We start from the raw sequence: 15,824 nt of genomic DNA, 5'->3' as shown, positions 1-15,824 counted from the left end.
GAGGGCGGGGAAGCGCTCGGCCCACCGGTCCACACCCCCGTATTGACGGGCGAAAGCAGTGATGACGGCATGATCGGGCCATCCCTCCGGTTTGTGATCATGGTCCCCGCTCCCGTCGCCCCGGCGCTCCCCCGGGTGGACCTCCTGGCCGGTCCTCGACGTCCCCGCAGGTCCACGGGGCGTACGGAGACCATGAGTTGGGTGGGGCGATTGTTGGCGCCCGCGTGGATGGCGGTACTGTGCGCGCGCGCCGTCATCGTGGGCGGCGCGGTTATAGCGGAGGATTTTGTGACCCAATTCAGCAGATCGTGGCGGCGCAGAAGCGCCTTCATAGCGGTCGCGGCGACCAGCGCCCTGGGCGTCGGCCTGTCGGCGGCTCCCGCGTTCGCGCACACGCCGACCTGGTCGGTGACGTGTTCCGAGGTGAGTCTGAACCTGACCGCCTACGGCAACAGCGACAAGAACACCGTGACGGTCACCGTGGACGGCAAGGACCTGCTGCCCACGGAGAATTTCCGTAACGACTTCAGCAAGAAGCTGGACCTGCCCGCGCACAAGAGCGAGCTGACGGTCCGTCTCGTCGTGAAGGCCGCCGACGGCGACCAGTTCTCCAAGGACGAGACCAAGACCGCCCCGGTCTGCGAGGGCGAGGAGTCCACCCCGCCGCCCGCCGAGTCCACCCCGCCACAGGAGCCGTCGTCGTCGGCCCCGTCGGAGTCCGCCCCCGAGGCGGAGCCCAGCAAGGACACGCCCGCCACCGAGGCCCCCGAGCCGTCGGGCGAGGCGAGCACCTCGGCCGCAGGGGTCCCCTCCTCGCAGCCGAGCCCCGCCGGTGACGACCTCGCCGAGACCGGTGCCTCCAGCTCCACCCCGCTGATCGCCGGCGCCGCCGGTGTCGTGCTGGTCGCCGGAGCGGGCATCATGTGGGCCGCGCGCAAGCGTCGTTCCGTACAGGGCTGACCCGAGCGTTCCCCCGCACCACCGCATCACCCGCACCACCGCATCACCGCATCACCCGCCGTCATGACCGGGGCGGCCTGTCCATCGGCCCGCCCAGCCCCTGCCGCCCCTGCCGGACGGCGTCCCGCACCGCCGCCACGCGGCGCGTCCGGACGCCGGACACCCGGCCGAAGGCATGGACAGAACGGCAGGGGCCGTACGTCGCCGCACCGGCCCACGGTGCGCGCCGCGGACCCGGTCGGGACCGGCCCCGAGGCCGGCGGTACGGCCCTGTCCGGGCCCCCGGGCACAACCCGGGGGCCCGGACAGGGCCCCTCGGCCCGTGTGACGCCCCGGGCGAGATGCACGGCACGCCCGCCACGCCCACACTGAAGGCGCGCGTACGGAAGAGACCCGGACGCGGAACGGACGGCACACCGACAGTCTGGGGCGCCCATGGACCCGGTGGAGGCGCTGGACAGGATCGCCTTCCTGCTGGAGCGTTCGCGGGCGGACACCTATCGGGTCAAGGCGTTCCGTACCGCCTCGGCGACCGTGGCGGCCATGGACCCCGACGATGTCGCGCGGCGCGCGGCGGCCGGCACGCTCGGCCGGGTGCGCGGCATCGGCCCCCGGACCTCCCAGGTGGTCGAGGCCGTGGTGGCGGGCTCCGTACCCGAGTATCTGGAGCGGCTGGAGCGGGAGGCCGGGACGCCCCTCGCGGAAGCCGGGCAGACGCTGCGCGCGGCGCTGCGCGGGGACTGCCATCTGCACTCCGACTGGTCCGACGGCGGCAGTTCCGTCGAGGCGATGGGGCGTACGGCGGCGGCGCTCGGCCATGAATGGGCCGTCCTCACCGACCACTCCCCCGGACTCACCGTGGCGAACGGCCTGTCGGCCGCGCGGCTGCGCGAACAGCTCGACGTGATCGCGGAGCTGAACGCGCGCTGGGCCCCGTTCCGGCTGCTGACCGGTATCGAGTGCGACATCCTGCCCGACGGCTCGCTCGACCAGGAGCCCGAACTCCTCGACCGGCTGGACCTGGTGGTGGCGTCCGTCCACTCGAAGCTGCGGATGGACGCCGCCTCGATGACCCGGCGGATGATCGCCGCCGTACGTGATCCGCGCACCGATGTGCTGGGCCACTGCACGGGACGGCTGGTGATCGGCCGTACCCGCCGGGACCGGGGTACGGGCGGCAGCCGGCCCGAGTCGGAGTTCGACGCGCGAGCGGTCTTCGAGGCCTGCGCCGGGACCGGCACGGCGGTGGAGATCAACAGCCGGCCCGAGCGTCTCGACCCGCCCCGGCGGCTGCTGCGCGAGGCGGTCGCGGCCGGGGTCCTCTTCGCCGTGGACACCGACGCGCACGCGCCGGGCCAGCTCGACTGGCAGCTCCTGGGCTGTGCGCGGGCCGAGGAGTGCGGTGTCCCGGCGGAGCGGGTGGTCAACACCTGGACGGCCGAGGAGCTGCGCGAGTGGACCCGCACCCGGCGGCCGCCCGGCGGGTAGGCCGCGCGCCGAGGCAGGCTGCGGGACCTCGCGGCGCCGCCGTGCGGCGGGTCAGCCGGCCAGGCCCCAGGACACCGTGCGGTCCGCGCCGATCAGGACGGCGAGGACGACGAGATCGGCGACGCCGAGGAAGAGCCCGAGGAGGGCCCGGCCCCTGCGCGTGGTGCCGCGCCACAGAGCCAGGGACGCCAGGACGATCGCCATGGGGCCGAGGAGGAGGTTCAGCACGAGCAGGCCGGGGAGGCCGAGGAGGAACGAGGCGACGGCCATGCCGTCGGCGTCGCGCTCCCGTACCGCGGTCATCGGTACCGCCGCCCCTGGGCGCGGAACTCCCGGGCGGCAAACAGCAGCAGCCAGCCCCCGATGACGGCGGCGGCGACCAGGGTGACGGGCAGCGGGACATGGGCCACCGCGCCGAGCACCACCCCCATCAGGAGGAGAGCCGCGACGAGGAAGATCATGAAATGCCTCCTTGTGGAGCACGGTCGAGCACGCTTTCCGAGAACACTTGTGCACTGACTTCCGAGTCTAATCTTCCTCTTTCCGGAGAACGGTTGTTTACTGAATGGCATGAGTCACACCCCGGGCGTCCGGCAGGCCCGTAAAGAGAAGACCCGTCAGGCGCTGCTGGACGCGGCGCTGCTGCTGCTGGAGGAACAGAGCCTCAGCAGCCTCGGGCTGCGCGAGGTGACCCGCGCGGTGGGTGTCGCCCCCACGGCCTTCTACCGGCACTTCCGGGACCCGGCCGATCTCGGGGTGGCCCTGGTCGAGCAGGCGCTCGACAGCCTGCACGGGACGATCGGCACCATCCTCACCGCCACCGACGGTGACGAGGAACGGATCGAGCGCACCGTCGAGGTGATGGCCCGGTATGTCCGCGCGTACCCCGCCCATGTCCGGTTCATCGCCCGCGAGCGGCACGGCGGCGTACGGTCCGTGCGCGAGGCCATCGGCGCCCAACTGCGCCGCTTCTCCGAGGAGGTGGCCGCCGTGCTCGCCGCCGAGCCGGTCTCGGCCGGATGGAGCCGGGAGGACCTGCGGATGCTGGCCGACGTCTATGTCGACCAGATGGTGATGACCGCGTCCGCGTTCCTCCACGCGGCGGAGGACCATCCGGGCACGGGGCCGGAAGCGGAGGCGCGGGCCGGAGCGGAGGCGCGGGTGGCGTCCGCGGCGCGCCGCAGGCTCCGGCTGATCGCCCTCGGCCGCCGTCACTGGCTCGACTGACATCCGCCCGGCGGCCGGAGTTCGGCCCCGGCCCGCCCGGCCCCGCCCCACCCGGTCCGGGCAACGGCCGTCAGCCGCGGCGTTCGGGGCGCTCCCCCGGTGGCGGCGGCAGCCGCAGATGCGCCAGGTCGTCCGGGACGGGCCCGTCCGGCCGGAACAGCGGAGGGGCCTCACCGTCGGCCGCCGTGGCGGGCGCGTCGGTGAGACGGAACCGCTCGCGCAGCCGGGTGTAGAAGTCGGTCGGCCCCAGCCGCACCAGCCGCAGCCGGTACCTGGCCCCGTAGACGCCGACCCAGTCCCCCGGCTCCAGCGCGCCGCGCAACTGACCGTCGATGCTGAGCGCCACCTGCCCGGAGTGCGGCAGGATCCGCAGCGCCACGGACTCGTCGGGGGCGGCGACGACCGTACGGCCGAACGTCATGTGCGGCGCCACGGGCGTGAAGACCACCGCGTCCATGTGCGGGGAGAGCACCGGCCCGCCGGCCGCGAAGCTGTAGGCGGTGGAACCGGTCGGGGTGGCGACGATGAGCGCGTCGGCGGAGTACGAGGCGAGCAGCCGGCCCGCGACGTACGCGCCCAGGGCGATCTGCCGGTCGCGGGCGAGCTTCTCCAGGACGACGTCGTTGAGGGCGACGACGTCCAGGGGAACGCCCCAGCCCTCTCCGGTGGCCCCGGGCCGCACCGGGGGCGGCGGCAGCGCCGGGCCCCGGCCGTGGCTCAGCAGCGCCGCCACCTCCGAGGGCATCGTCGGCGGACGGGAGACGCGCATCGTGAGGGTCATGCGCTCCTCGATGGCCGCGCGGTCCTCGTGGACGGCGTCCAGGGCGTGGCCGACCTGCTCGGCGGGGACCTCGGTCAGGAAGCCGACATGCCCGAGGTCGACGCCCAGGACCGCGGCGTCGCACGTGGCGGCGATCCGTGCGCCGCGCAGGAAGGTACCGTCGCCGCCGAGGGTGACCACGAGGTCGGGGCGGCCGGCCGCGGACGCCTCCTCCTGGCCGCCGTGTCGGGGTTCGTGGTCCCGCCACACGTCGAGATCCGCGCAGGGGACGCGGTGCGCGTCGCACCAGGCGTGGACGGTACGGGCCGTCCCGACCGCGGCCGGGCGGCCCTGGTGGACCACGAGACCGACACGTTCCACAGCCATGGGGTCCGCTCTCCGTACGTCATGTCCGGTCGGCACCTGGGCCGCCGGTCTCCGGCACGCCGCCGTCTCCAGGATGACGGAGGAGGCGGCCGGAGCGCACGCCGACCTCCCGGACACCGCCCGCGCAACCCACCCCGGGTTCACTCGAATGGCGGATAGCTGGGCCGGGGTGCCGCCCCCCGGGAACGTTGCCCGGACTGGGCAGCGGGCCGTCGCCGTCGCCGTCCCGCCGCCCCGTTCCGGTTGCCGACGGCCCCGTGCGGATGCGCGATGGAGTGGTGCGCGCCTGACCGTGAGGGGCCTCATCCCGCAGACGCGCTTCCCCCACGCGAGGAGTGATCGCTGATGTCAGCCGAAGGCGTGTTCAACAACCCGAGCAGTCTGAACGGCAAGAGCGTGTACGACAGGGACGGCGACAAGATCGGCAGCATCGGTCAGGTCTATGTCGGCGACCGCACGGGCCGCCCGGAGTGGGTCACCGTCAGGACCGGTCTGTTCGGGATGAAGGAAAGCCTCGTTCCGCTGTCCGGCGCCCGGCGCGCCGGTGAGGACATCCACGTGCCGTACGCCAAGGACACCGTCAAGGAGGCACCGCGCCTCGACGCCGACGAGCATCTGGACCCCGGCCAGGAGAAGCAGCTCTACCAGCACTACGGGCTCACCGCGGCGGGCGGCATCGGCACCGCGGCGAGCATGGGCACGGCGGCCGGCGGCCGGCCGCGCGCCGGAACGGGCACGGCCACGGGTCCTGGCATGTCCACCGGCCGCGCCGCCACGCCGGAGGGGACGCGGGGACCGGCCATGGCCGGGTCCGCGACACGCGGCGCCGACCTGGGCGACATGCGCACGGGCGAGAAGCACGGCGAGGAGCTGATCCGCTCCGAGGAGGAGCTGCACGTCACCACCGAGGAGCGCGAGGTCGGCCACGCGCGGCTGCGCAAGGTCGTGGTGACGGAGAACGTCACCACCTCCGTACCGCTCAGCCACGAGGAGGTCCGGGTGGTCCACGAGGCCATCTCTCCCGAGGACCGCAACTCCGTCCGGGGCATGCGGATCGGTGAGGCGCAGACCGAGGTGACGCTCCACGCCGACCAGCCGGTGATCAGCAAGGAGTCCATCCCCGTCGAACGCGTCCGCATGGACACCGAGAAGGTCACCGAGCAGCGGGAGGTCTCCGCCGAGGTACGCAAGGAACAGATCGAGTACGACACGGACCAGGAGGAGAAGGGCGCGCGCGGCAAGCGCGGCCCGGGCCGCTGACCCGGCCCCACCGCCTCCCCCGGGAACGCCGAGCCCCCGTCCACCGCGTACGCGTGGTGGCGGGGGCTGTCGTCGGCCGGTCGGCCCTCAGCGGACTGTGAGCGTCCCCTTCATGAAGGGGTGGATGGTGCAGATGTACGGGTACGCGCCCGCCTTGGACGGTGCGGTGAAGGTGGCCGTCTTCCCCGGGCCGATGGTCCCGGTGTCGAACGCCTTGCCGGCGGTGGCGGTCAGGGTGTGGGCGACCGAGTCCTTGTTGACCACGGTCACCTTGCTGCCCGGGGCCACGGTCAGGGCCGACGGGGCGTAGGCGAAGTTGTCGATCGTCACCCGCGCCGATCCGCCCGCTGACGCGGGCGGGGACGGCGACGCGGACGAGGTCCCGCCACCACCGCCGCCGGAACAGCCGACGAGCGTGGCCACGAGGACGGCGGCGAGTGCGACGGCCGGCGCGGCCCTGCGGCCGGCGCCCGGGAACGGCATGGTTTCTCCGAGCTGTCGGGCCCGTCGGCGGGTATCAGTAGCTGGCGCTGGAGCTGGGGGTGGAGCTCATGCCCGCGCTGGGGCTCGTGCTCCCGCCGGGGCTGGTGCTCGAGCTCGGCGGCGCGGTGGTGACCTTGTTGCCCTCGGTGTCGACGACGTACCACTTGGCACCGAACTCGGTCACGTCCTGCCCCCGCGCCTCGCCCGGCATGCGGTCGGACTTGTACGTGTAGAGCGGGTGGTTGTTGTAGGTGACCTGCTTGGTGTTGTCGGTACGGGTGACGGTGGAGAGCAGGTTCTGCTTGACCCCGGTGCCCGCCTTCGGCTCGACACCATTGGTGACCAGCACGGGGCGCCAGACCTTCGCGCAGTCGCCGGTGCAGGTCGATTCCTTCGTCTTGTCCGCGGCGAAGAGGTACAGCGTCCGTTCCCGGCCGTTGACCAGGATCTTCCCGTACGGCGCCACTTCCTTCTCGGAGACCTTGCCCTCGATCTCGGAGGCCGTCGTCGACGGCGAGGCGCTCATCGACATCGATTCGGAGGCGGCGGCCTCGGCGGGCCCCCCCTCCGACGCGCTGTCGCTGCCGGAGCATCCTGCGAGGGCGGCCGCGCAGAGTACGGCCGCGGCCATCGCGGTGACTGCCCTGGTGTTGCTCTTCATTCAAAACTCCTCGGATCAGGCCGCCCCAGGGGCAGCACGGCGCCCGCCCGAACGCGACCGCAGGACCCACTACACGGCAGCCCCGGGGGGCGAGCCAGCGGACAGGGCCGACCGGGCCCCCGTACGCCGCACGGTTCACACGTACGCCGCACTGTTCGCGCGTACCGCGCGGTTCACGGGTATGGCATCGCCCGGCACGCACCCCGCGTCCCGGGTGAGGTACCGTGGGGGCCTGCGAAGGGGAGTAGCCCCGCGAACCGGTCGTCGACACACTGGAACCCCCGGGTTCCCGGTGGCCGGGCCCGCCGATGAGGCGGGCGGGCGAGACCTTCGGTCAGGCACTGACATGTCCGCGTCCCGCGGGCACTACCGTCGTGCCGGGCCGAGTGGTCCTCCTGGCTCCGATACGGCGCTTCGCGAAGACCCGGGCCCGGCCCCCAGAGAAAGCCACCCGGAATGTCTCTCGATCCCCTGGCGATCCTCACCGCCTTCGGTCTGATCTTCCTCGCGGAGCTCCCCGACAAGACCATGTTCGCGTCCCTGGCCATGGGCACGCGTATGCGTCCGCTCTACGTGTGGTTCGGCACCTCGACCGCGTTCATCGTGCATGTCGCCATCGCCATCGGCGCCGGCAGCCTCATCGGGCTGCTGCCCGACTGGATCGTCAAGCTCGTCTCGGCCGCGCTCTTCGCCTTCGGCGCCTTCATGCTGCTGCGCGGCGGGGACGACGGCGAGGACGAGGAGACGCAGACCAAGACGGTCACGGGGTTCTGGCCGGTCTACTCGACCGCCTTCATGGCCGTCTTCATCAGTGAGTGGGGCGATCTGACCCAGATCACCACGGCCAACCTCGCCGCGAGCAACGGCACCTGGTCGACCGCCATCGGGTCGGCCGCCGCACTGATGTCCGTCTCCGCGCTGGCCCTGCTCGCGGGCCGGTTCATCGCCACCCGCGTCCCGCTGAAGACCGTGCAGCGCATCGGCGGTCTGTGCATGCTCGGCCTCGCCATCTGGTCGGTGACCGAGATCTTCGTCGGCTGACGCCTCCCGTACGGCGAACAGGAAGGGGCCCGGTCCCGTCGGTCGCGTACCGACGGGACCGGGCCCCTTCGTACGGGGGGTCAGGTCAGGTGCTTCTTGAGGGTGGTGAGTACGTCACGGGCGGCCGTGGGGCCCGTATTGAGGTAGAAGATGTCGTCGTCGACCGGGATCGCGGTCCTGCCGGCGACGGCGGAGAGCGTCGGCCACAGCGGTGCCTTGGTCAGCTCGGCGGCCTTCGCCGCGTCGCCCTGGACCCCGTAGAAGATCCAGTCGGCGTCGGCCCGGTCGAGCTGCTCGTTGCTGATGTTCTGGGACGTCTTGTCGAACCGCTGGCTCTCGGGCCGGCCGAGCCCGGCGTCCTCGGCGATGCTGCCGGTGAAGGACGGCACACCGAAGACGCGCAGCCGGTCCCCGTTGAGCCGCAGGAACGAGAGGGTCACCGGCTTGTCGAGCGCGGCGCCGAGCGAGGCGGCGTCGGTGTGGAAGCGGTCCAGGTACGTGCGCGCCTGCCCGGTCCTGCCGAGTCCGTCGGCGACGAGCAGGAAGTCCTGCTTCCAGTAGAGGCCGGTGCCCTGGGTGGCGACGGTGGGCGCCACCGCGGTCAGCGCCTTGTAGAGGCCCTTGGCGTTCTTGCCCGCGACGTTCATCAGGATCAGGTCGGGCTTGATGTTCGCGATGGTCTCCAGGTTCGGATCCACCCGCGAGCCCACGTCGACGACCTTCCCCAGCGCGGCCGCGTCCTGGGGATAGTCGTCCTTCAGGTACTGGGGTACGAGGTCGGCCCCGTCGCCCCGGGTGGAGCCGGCCGGCACCGTGCCGAGCGTGAGCAGCGCGTCGGCCTGGCCGGTGGAGATGACCACGACCTTCTTCGGCGCGGCCCCGATGGTGGTCCTTCCCTCGAAGTGGCCGACCGTACGCGGGAATTCGCCGTCCGGTTTGCCGCTTCCCATGCCCTTGGGCACGGTCCGGGGAGCGGTGTGGGTGGCGGCGGCCGACGATGTGCCGGCCGGGCCGCTGGCCGACGAGACGGTCGGGGTCGACGTGGAACAGCCGGTGAGCAGCAGGGCGCCCGACAGGGCGACGCCGCTGATCAGACGGGTGAGAGGGAGATCACGGAAGCGGTACACGAGCGCTTAGCTTAGGCTCTCCTAAGTGCGGATGAGTAGGTATGGCAGTCATGCGATGGATCACATATCGGGAGGTACGGACCGGACCGGCGCGCCCCGGACCGGACCGGCGCCGACCGGTGCGCCGCGGCCGAAAGCCGGCAGGCGGCTCGTGGCACTGGTGGGCTGTCTCGGTCTCGTCGTCCTGCTGCTCCTGGTGAGCCTGGGCGTCGGCGCGCGCGGCGTCCCGCTGGACACCGTGTGGCGGGTGCTGCTCCACGACGACGGCAGCCCGGACGCCATCATCGTCCGTCAGTTGCGGCTGCCCCGTACCGCGCTGGCGGTCACGGTGGGCGCGGCGCTGGCGCTGGCCGGGGTCGTCATGCAGGCCGTCACCCGCAATCCGCTGGCGGAACCGGGCATCGTGGGGGTCAACTCCGGTGCCTCGTTCGCCGTGGTGACGGCCATCGCCGCGTTCCATGTGACCAGCGTGTCCGGGTACATCTGGTTCGCGTTCGCGGGCGCCGTACTGGCCGCGCTGCTGGTGTACGCGCTCACCTCGGGCGCCACCCGGAGCAACCATCACACCCGGCTCGTGCTGGCGGGGGCCGCGTTGTCGGCGAGCCTGGGGGCCGGTACCGGCATCCTCACCATGTTCGACTCCTCCGCGTTCGACTCGTACCGCTTCTGGGTGGTCGGGTCGCTGGAGAACCGCGGTACGGAGGCGCTGGCCGCCGCCGTTCCCTTCGTCCTGGTGGGGACCGTCGTCGCGCTGGTGCTCGGCCCGTCCCTGAACGCCCTGGCGCTCGGGGACGAGGCGGGCGCGGCGCTCGGGCTTCGGGTGCCGTGGGTGCGGGCCGCGGGGTTCGCCTCGATCATGCTGCTGTGCGGCGCCGCGACCGCGGCGGCCGGGCCGATCGGCTTCGTCGGACTGGTCGTACCGCATGTGCTGCGACTGCTGCTCGGGCCCGATCTGCGCTGGCTGCTCGCCTTCGCGCTGCCGGGCGGTGCGATCCTGCTGCTCGTCAGTGATATCGCGGGGCGGGTGATCGCGCCGCCGGGGGAGATCGAGGTGGGCGTCGTCACCGCGTTCATCGGCGCTCCGGCGCTGCTGTGGCTGGTCGTACGGCGCCGGGAGGTCGCCACGTGAGCCGCGCGACCCGGACCGCCGCCGCGCGGCCCGCCCCCGCGCCCCGGACGGCCGCCCGGACCCGGGTGGCGCGGCTGCCCCGCGGGATCACCCTGCGCTACTCGGGGCGTACGGCCGCCGTGCTGGCCGTGCTGCTGGTGTGCTGCGCGGCGGTGTGGGCGCTCACCCTGTTCACGGGGACGTACCGGATCGGGGCCGCGCAGGTCGCCGATGTCCTGTTCACCGGGGGCGGCTCCGCCACCGATCGGTTCATCGTGGTCGGCCAGCGGCTGCCGCGGGTCTGCGCCGCGCTGCTCGTCGGGGCGGCGCTCGGGCTGTCGGGGGCGCTGTTCCAGAGCCTGTCGCGCAACCCGCTCGGCAGCCCGGACGTCATCGGGTTCACCACCGGGTCCACCAGTGGCGCACTCGTCGTCATCCTGGCGGGCGGCGGCGGGGCCGGGGTGGGGGTCGGCGCGGGTTCGGTGCTCGGCGGGCTGTGCACGGCGGTGGTGGTCTACGCGTTCACCGCCTCGCGCGGCGTCTCCGGCAACCGGCTGGTGCTCGCCGGGATCGCCGTCGGCGCGATGCTCTCCTCGGTCAACGACTTCCTGCTCACGCGCGCCGACCTGGAGTCCGCGGAGAGCGCGAAGGCCTGGACGTTCGGCAGCCTCAACGCCGTCTCCTGGCCGCAGGTGACCCCTCTGGCGCTCGTGCTGCCGGTGCTCGTGGTGGTGACCCTGGCGCTCGGCCGGCCGCTGCGGCTGATGGAGATGGGCGACGACACGGCGGGGGCGCTGGGCGTGGACGTCACCCGGGTGCGGGCGCTCTGTCTGCTGATGGGCGTCGCCCTCGCCGGTACGGCCGTCGCGGTCGCGGGCCCGATCGGCTTTCTCGCGCTGGCGGCCCCGCAACTCGCCCGCAGGATCACCCGCTCCCCCGGTCCCCCGATCGGACCGGCCCTGCTGACCGGGGCGTTGCTCCTGGCGACCGCGGATCTGCTGGCGCAGCGGGTGCTCTCGCCGTTCCAGATCCCGGTGGGGCTGGTCACCGGGGCCCTCGGCGGGGTCTATCTGCTCTGGCTGCTGTCGCGGGAGAGGAGGACCGCCCGCTCCGCGTGACCCCGGCGGCGGGGCCGGCCGCACCGCCCCGGCGGCGCGCCGCCGGGTGGACGCCGCCGCACGGCAGCCGAGGAGCTGTGCCTACGATGGCCCCATGAGACGGCCCCGGCACGGCGAGCACGGCCCCTTCGGGGGACGTGCTCTGCTGGCGCTGGTGCTGGCGGTGACCGCCGGGCTGCTGGCCATGCACGGCCTCGGGCCGGTCCCCGCCCTGGGAACGCACACCGCGCCGCCCGCCGCCTCGGCCCATGCCACGGCGGCCGACGCACCGGTCTGCGCCCCGCCCGCCCATGACGGCGGCGGGCACATGGACCACGCGGACGCGACCTGCGCTGCGACCGGTACCGGTACCGGTCCCGTGCTCTGGACACCGCCGCTGCCGGGCCCGCCGTCCGGTACGGAAGCCCTCGCGCTCGTCGCGCGCCGGGGCCCGGGGTCGGCGCCGGGCGACCGGGCCCCTCCCTCACTGAGCGAACTGCAACTCCTGCGCATATAGGCGTGCCCGCGTTCGGCATGCCTCTGTCCCTTTTCCACGCACAGGAGTTGTTCCAGCATGACCTCAAACCGTTTTCCGGCCCGTCGCCGGGCCGCCGCCGCTGCCGCCGTCCTGAGCGCCGCCCTGGTCCTCGCGGCCTGCGGCGGTCAGGACACGTCCACGAAAGCCCACTCCGGCCATGGCTCCGACCCGTCCGCCGCGCCCACGGGTACGGCATCCGCTTCGGCGCACAACGCCGCCGATGTGTCCTTCGCCCAGGGCATGATCCCGCACCACCGGCAGGCGGTGGAGATGTCCTCCCTCGCCGCCGGCCGGGCCTCGTCGGCGGAGGTGAGGACGCTCGCGGCCGAGATCAAGAAGGCCCAGGCGCCGGAGATCAGGACTCTGTCGGAGTGGCTCACGGCCTGGGGCGAGGACGTACCCGCGCAGGACGCCCCGGCGGACGGCGCGGAGCACTCCGGCCACTCCATGGCCGGGATGATGGCCGACGACGAGATGGCGGAGCTGGCGAAGGCGTCCGGCAAGGAGTTCGACACCGCATTCCTGAAGATGATGGTCGAGCACCATGAAGGCGCGGTCGAGATGGCCAGGACCGAACAGTCCCAGGGTGCCCATCAGGGCGCCAGGGAGATGGCCGGCGCCATCGTCACCTCGCAGACCGCCGAGATCACCCGGATGAACACCGTGCTGGGTCAGTAGCCCCCGCCGGATTCACCGCCCGGGGTGGGCAGGGGCTCCGGCGGCTCGAACAGGCGCCCCTCGCCGGGCCCGTACGCGTCGGAGGAGCTGCCTCCGGCGGGACAGCGGGCCTCGGCGGCCGTGACCGTATGCCGTCCTGCCCGGTCGACGACGGTCACGGTCGGGGCCGCGGCCCGGGCCTCCAGCGCCCGGGCCGCGGTCACCGTACAGACGAGCTGGTCCACGGCGAGCGGGGTGAGAGGGGCCGGCCCCGGCAGTTCGACCGAGACCCGGTCACCGTCCACGACGACGCGTGGCCGGGTCTCGACCGCCGGCAGCTCGGTGGTCACCCCGCCGCGCCTCTCGGCGGGGTGGGGTCCACGGAACGCGAGGGAGACGGCCGTCCCGGCATCGATCGCGGTGACGTCGGCGGAGCGCGCCACCGGATACAGGGCGTCGTTCTTGACGAGGTAGAGCAGGACCACGGGGCGCACCCCGGTGGCCGGTTCGCCCGCCTGGACGACACCGGTGCCGGGGATCCGGCAGCCGGCCGCGAGCAGGAGCGGCGCGGTGAGCGCGAGGAGCAGTGCGGCGGCCGGGTGCCGCCGGGGTGTCGGGGTCATGATCGGCCCTTCGGACGGCGGTCACGGGGTACGGGGATCGGCTCGGCCGGGCAGGCCGGGCCGGCCGGCAGCGGGATCTCCACGGTGAAGACGGCGCCGCCCTCCGGCCGGTTCGCGGCCCGGATGGTGCCCCCGTGCAGCTGGACGTTCTCCGCCGTGATGGCGAGCCCGAGACCGCTGCCCTCGGTGCGGGTCCTGGCGGTGTCCGACTTGTAGAAGCGTTCGAAGACATGCGGCAGGACGTCGTCGGGGATACCGGGGCCGCTGTCCATGACCTCGATGACGGCCCGCCCGGCGGACGCGTGCAGCCGCAGCCGTACCGGGCGTCCGCCGTGGCGCAGCGCGTTGGCGACCAGGTTGGCGACGACGACGTCGAGACGGCGCGCGTCGGCCCGGCCGCGCAGGGCGTCCGGGGGCGGCAGTTCGGTCTCCACGGTCTGCGTCCAGCCGCGCGCGGCGAGCGTACGGCGCAGGGACTCGGCGAGGTCGATGTCGTCCCACTGGAGTTCGGCCGCGCCGGCGTCGAAGCGGGAGATCTCCATGAGGTCGTCGACGAGCCGGGCGAGTTTGAGGGTCTCCTGGCTGATGAGGCGTACGGCGGTGGCGGTGTCCGGGTCGAGCCCGCCGGCGTCCTCGTCGAGCACGTCGGTGACGGCCGCCATGGCGGCCAGCGGGGTGCGCAGTTCGTGGGAGACGTCGGAGGCGAAGTGGCGGGCGCGGGCCTCCATCCGGCGCAGTTCCGCGACGGAGCGGTCCAGCGCGGTGGCCGTCTCGTTGAACGTACGGGAGAGGTCGGCCAGTTCGTCGGAGCCGTGCACCGCGAGCCGGGTGTCGAAACGCCCCTCGGCCATGGAGCGGGCGGCGCGCCGCAGCTCCCGTACGGGGCGCAGCACACCGCGCGCGGCCAGCAGGGCGAGGAGGACGGCCAGGCCGAGCGCGGGAAGGGTGGCGCGCTGGACGGCGGAGACCAGGGCGTTGACGTACGCCTCCTCGTCGCTCTGCGAGACGGTCAGGAAGACGGCGAGGCCGGAGTTTCGGGGCGTCCCGCCCTCGGGGGTGGCGTAGGTGACGGGCAGGCCGACGACGAGGACGGAGGTGTCCTTCGCGGGGACCCGCTGGAAGACCGTGTCGGAGCCGGTGAGCGCCGCCCGTCTCAGTTCGGGGGTGAGTTCGGTGAAGGCGTCGTCCGGGCGGGAGGTGACGCGCAGGTTCCGATAGACGGTCAGGACCCGCCAGCCCTCGGAGCGGCCGGCTTTGGCGACCTCGTCGGTGAACCACTCCAGGTCGGCCCGTTCGGCGGGCAGTCTGATCCCGGGCGCCGAGCCGTTCACCCGTTCGCGGAACTGGGTGACGACGGTGTCCTGGCTCTGCTGGAGCACGCCGGTGCGGGCCTCGCGGAAGGTCAGCGCGCCGCTGGTGAGGGTTCCCGCGACGGCGACGAGGGTGAAGGCGATCACGAGGCGCACACGCAGCCCGCGCAGCCGCGGGACCAGGCGGATCCGGGAGATCAGGCGGATCCGGGAGATCAGGGAGATCAGGGGGGTCATTCCGGGGAGTCTCATCGGGGGCTCACGGGGAGCGGAAGCGGTAGCCGAAGCCGCGTACGGTCTGGACGTACCGTGGCGCCCCCGAGGGCTCGGCCATCTTGAAACGCAGACGCTTCACACAGGCGTCCACGAGCCTGATGTCGCCGTGGTAGCTGTGTTCCCAGACGGCTTCGAGGAGTTGCTGGCGGCTGAAGACCTGTCCGGGCGAGGCCGAGAGCGTGAGCAGCAGCCGCATCTCGGACAGGGCGAGCGAGACGGGTTCGCCGCGCAGGGAGATGTCGAGTCCGGCACGGTCGATGACCAGGTCACCGTGGCGTTCGATTCTCGCGTCGGCGTCGGCGGGGACACCGAACCTGCGCAGCACGGCCCGGATCCGGGCTTCGAGGACCCGGGCCTGGACGGGTTTGACGACGTAGTCGTCGGCTCCCGCCTCCAGGCCGACGATGACGTCTACGTCGTCGCCGCGCGCGGTGGCCATGATGACGGGCACCTGGCTGCCGGTCCTGATCCTGCGGCAGACGTCGAGGCCGCTCATCCCCGGCAGCATCAGATCGAGGACGACGACGTCGGGGCGGAACCGCCGGAACTGTTCGAGCCCGAGCTCCCCGGTCGCGGCCGCCTCCACGTCGTGGCCCTGGCGGCGCAGCGCGAGTTGTACGCCTTCGCGTACGGCGGGGTCGTCTTCGATGAGCAGGACTCGTGGCATGCCGACAGTATCCGTACGTCCGGGTGGCGGGCCCGCCACCCGGACGGCCGCAGGGGCAACTGTTACGCGACGATCATATGAAACCTCCCTCGCAGGGTCGTTACGGTTCCGTGACCTTCCGGTCCAGGCTTGGGCACACCGCCGCCACAGCCTC

At 73.0% G+C, this 15,824-nt stretch carries 18 protein-coding genes; 9 read left to right on the top strand and 9 right to left on the bottom strand.

Annotation, left to right across the window (positions count from 1 at the left end):
- Positions 1–288 precede the first annotated feature (288 nt).
- Together ACIQ7D_RS19395 and ACIQ7D_RS19390 are read left to right on the top strand one after the other, a co-directional pair.
- Positions 289–960 (top strand): LAETG motif-containing sortase-dependent surface protein, encoded by a 672-nt coding sequence (locus ACIQ7D_RS19395; RefSeq protein ID WP_403939065.1) that lies wholly within the window; start codon positions 289–291, stop codon positions 958–960.
- A 435-nt stretch (positions 961–1,395) separates the two neighbouring features.
- Positions 1,396–2,448, top strand: coding sequence for a PHP domain-containing protein (locus ACIQ7D_RS19390; RefSeq protein ID WP_403939063.1), 1,053 nt, complete (start codon positions 1,396–1,398; stop codon positions 2,446–2,448).
- 51 nt (positions 2,449–2,499) lie between these two features.
- On the opposite strand, the gene ACIQ7D_RS19385 is transcribed toward ACIQ7D_RS19390, so the two are convergent.
- Together ACIQ7D_RS19385 and ACIQ7D_RS19380 are read right to left on the bottom strand one after the other, a co-directional pair.
- Positions 2,500–2,751 (bottom strand): DUF4190 domain-containing protein, encoded by a 252-nt coding sequence (locus tag ACIQ7D_RS19385; RefSeq protein WP_403939061.1) that lies wholly within the window; start codon positions 2,749–2,751, stop codon positions 2,500–2,502.
- Positions 2,748–2,909 (bottom strand): hypothetical protein, encoded by a 162-nt coding sequence (locus ACIQ7D_RS19380; RefSeq protein WP_403939059.1) that lies wholly within the window; start codon positions 2,907–2,909, stop codon positions 2,748–2,750. The genes ACIQ7D_RS19385 and ACIQ7D_RS19380 overlap by 4 nt, the downstream gene beginning before the upstream one ends.
- A gap of 109 nt (positions 2,910–3,018) precedes the next feature.
- Between ACIQ7D_RS19380 and ACIQ7D_RS19375 the strand changes: the two genes are divergently transcribed.
- The gene (locus ACIQ7D_RS19375) at positions 3,019–3,675 is read left to right on the top strand and encodes a TetR family transcriptional regulator (protein ID WP_403939057.1); all 657 of its coding nucleotides are present in this window, start codon (positions 3,019–3,021) and stop codon (positions 3,673–3,675) included.
- 70 nt (positions 3,676–3,745) lie between these two features.
- On the opposite strand, the gene ACIQ7D_RS19370 is transcribed toward ACIQ7D_RS19375, so the two are convergent.
- The gene (locus ACIQ7D_RS19370) at positions 3,746–4,822 is read right to left on the bottom strand and encodes an NAD(+)/NADH kinase (RefSeq protein ID WP_403939055.1); all 1,077 of its coding nucleotides are present in this window, start codon (positions 4,820–4,822) and stop codon (positions 3,746–3,748) included.
- A 345-nt stretch (positions 4,823–5,167) separates the two neighbouring features.
- Here ACIQ7D_RS19370 and ACIQ7D_RS19365 point away from each other — a divergent pair, with 345 nt between their 5' ends.
- Positions 5,168–6,082 carry a DUF2382 domain-containing protein gene (locus tag ACIQ7D_RS19365; protein WP_403939053.1) on the top strand — a complete coding sequence of 305 codons (915 nt, stop codon included), beginning with the start codon at positions 5,168–5,170 and terminating at the stop codon, positions 6,080–6,082.
- A gap of 87 nt (positions 6,083–6,169) precedes the next feature.
- Here ACIQ7D_RS19365 and ACIQ7D_RS19360 read toward each other — a convergent pair whose 3' ends face one another.
- Both ACIQ7D_RS19360 and ACIQ7D_RS19355 read right to left on the bottom strand, forming a co-directional pair.
- Positions 6,170–6,565, bottom strand: coding sequence for a cupredoxin family copper-binding protein (locus ACIQ7D_RS19360; protein WP_403939051.1), 396 nt, complete (start codon positions 6,563–6,565; stop codon positions 6,170–6,172).
- Positions 6,566–6,599: 34 nt separating this feature from the next.
- A complete protein-coding gene (locus ACIQ7D_RS19355) occupies positions 6,600–7,226 on the bottom strand; it encodes a hypothetical protein (protein ID WP_403939048.1) in 627 nt (208 codons plus the stop codon).
- Between the two features lie 456 nt (positions 7,227–7,682).
- Here ACIQ7D_RS19355 and ACIQ7D_RS19350 point away from each other — a divergent pair, with 456 nt between their 5' ends.
- Positions 7,683–8,267, top strand: coding sequence for a TMEM165/GDT1 family protein (locus tag ACIQ7D_RS19350; RefSeq protein WP_403939045.1), 585 nt, complete (start codon positions 7,683–7,685; stop codon positions 8,265–8,267).
- 80 nt (positions 8,268–8,347) lie between these two features.
- Here the strand turns inward: ACIQ7D_RS19350 and ACIQ7D_RS19345 are convergent, their stop codons facing one another.
- The gene (locus ACIQ7D_RS19345) at positions 8,348–9,394 is read right to left on the bottom strand and encodes an ABC transporter substrate-binding protein (RefSeq protein ID WP_403939043.1); all 1,047 of its coding nucleotides are present in this window, start codon (positions 9,392–9,394) and stop codon (positions 8,348–8,350) included.
- 55 nt (positions 9,395–9,449) lie between these two features.
- Between ACIQ7D_RS19345 and ACIQ7D_RS19340 the strand changes: the two genes are divergently transcribed.
- The 4 genes from ACIQ7D_RS19340 to ACIQ7D_RS19325 all read left to right on the top strand — a co-directional run bounded on the left by ACIQ7D_RS19340 (position 9,450) and on the right by ACIQ7D_RS19325 (position 12,815).
- Positions 9,450–10,523 carry a FecCD family ABC transporter permease gene (locus ACIQ7D_RS19340; RefSeq protein WP_403939040.1) on the top strand — a complete coding sequence of 358 codons (1,074 nt, stop codon included), beginning with the start codon at positions 9,450–9,452 and terminating at the stop codon, positions 10,521–10,523.
- On the top strand, positions 10,520–11,620 hold the full coding sequence (locus ACIQ7D_RS19335; RefSeq protein WP_403939037.1) for a FecCD family ABC transporter permease: 1,101 nt from the start codon (positions 10,520–10,522) through the stop codon (positions 11,618–11,620). The genes ACIQ7D_RS19340 and ACIQ7D_RS19335 overlap by 4 nt, the downstream gene beginning before the upstream one ends.
- A gap of 94 nt (positions 11,621–11,714) precedes the next feature.
- Positions 11,715–12,116, top strand: a complete 402-nt coding sequence (locus ACIQ7D_RS19330) for a DUF6153 family protein (protein WP_403939034.1) — start codon at positions 11,715–11,717, stop codon at positions 12,114–12,116.
- A 57-nt stretch (positions 12,117–12,173) separates the two neighbouring features.
- Positions 12,174–12,815, top strand: coding sequence for a DUF305 domain-containing protein (locus ACIQ7D_RS19325; protein WP_403939031.1), 642 nt, complete (start codon positions 12,174–12,176; stop codon positions 12,813–12,815).
- On the opposite strand, the gene ACIQ7D_RS19320 is transcribed toward ACIQ7D_RS19325, so the two are convergent.
- From ACIQ7D_RS19320 to ACIQ7D_RS19310, 3 genes are read right to left on the bottom strand one after another with little or no spacing between them, the layout of a single operon-like run.
- Positions 12,809–13,417 (bottom strand): hypothetical protein, encoded by a 609-nt coding sequence (locus ACIQ7D_RS19320; protein WP_403939028.1) that lies wholly within the window; start codon positions 13,415–13,417, stop codon positions 12,809–12,811. The genes ACIQ7D_RS19325 and ACIQ7D_RS19320 overlap by 7 nt on opposite strands.
- Positions 13,414–14,964: a sensor histidine kinase gene (locus ACIQ7D_RS19315; protein WP_403939026.1), complete on the bottom strand. Its 1,551-nt coding sequence runs from the start codon at positions 14,962–14,964 to the stop codon at positions 13,414–13,416. Before ACIQ7D_RS19315 ends, ACIQ7D_RS19320 begins: the two co-directional genes overlap by 4 nt.
- A 22-nt stretch (positions 14,965–14,986) precedes the next feature.
- The gene (locus ACIQ7D_RS19310; RefSeq protein ID WP_403939023.1) at positions 14,987–15,670 is read right to left on the bottom strand and encodes a response regulator; all 684 of its coding nucleotides are present in this window, start codon (positions 15,668–15,670) and stop codon (positions 14,987–14,989) included.
- Positions 15,671–15,824 lie beyond the last annotated feature (154 nt).

Origin of the sequence: Streptomyces sp. NPDC096310, assembly GCF_044763125.1 — a bacterium.
Lineage (GTDB): Bacteria > Actinomycetota > Actinomycetes > Streptomycetales > Streptomycetaceae > Streptomyces.
This window is presented reverse-complemented; position numbering and strand designations above follow the sequence as displayed.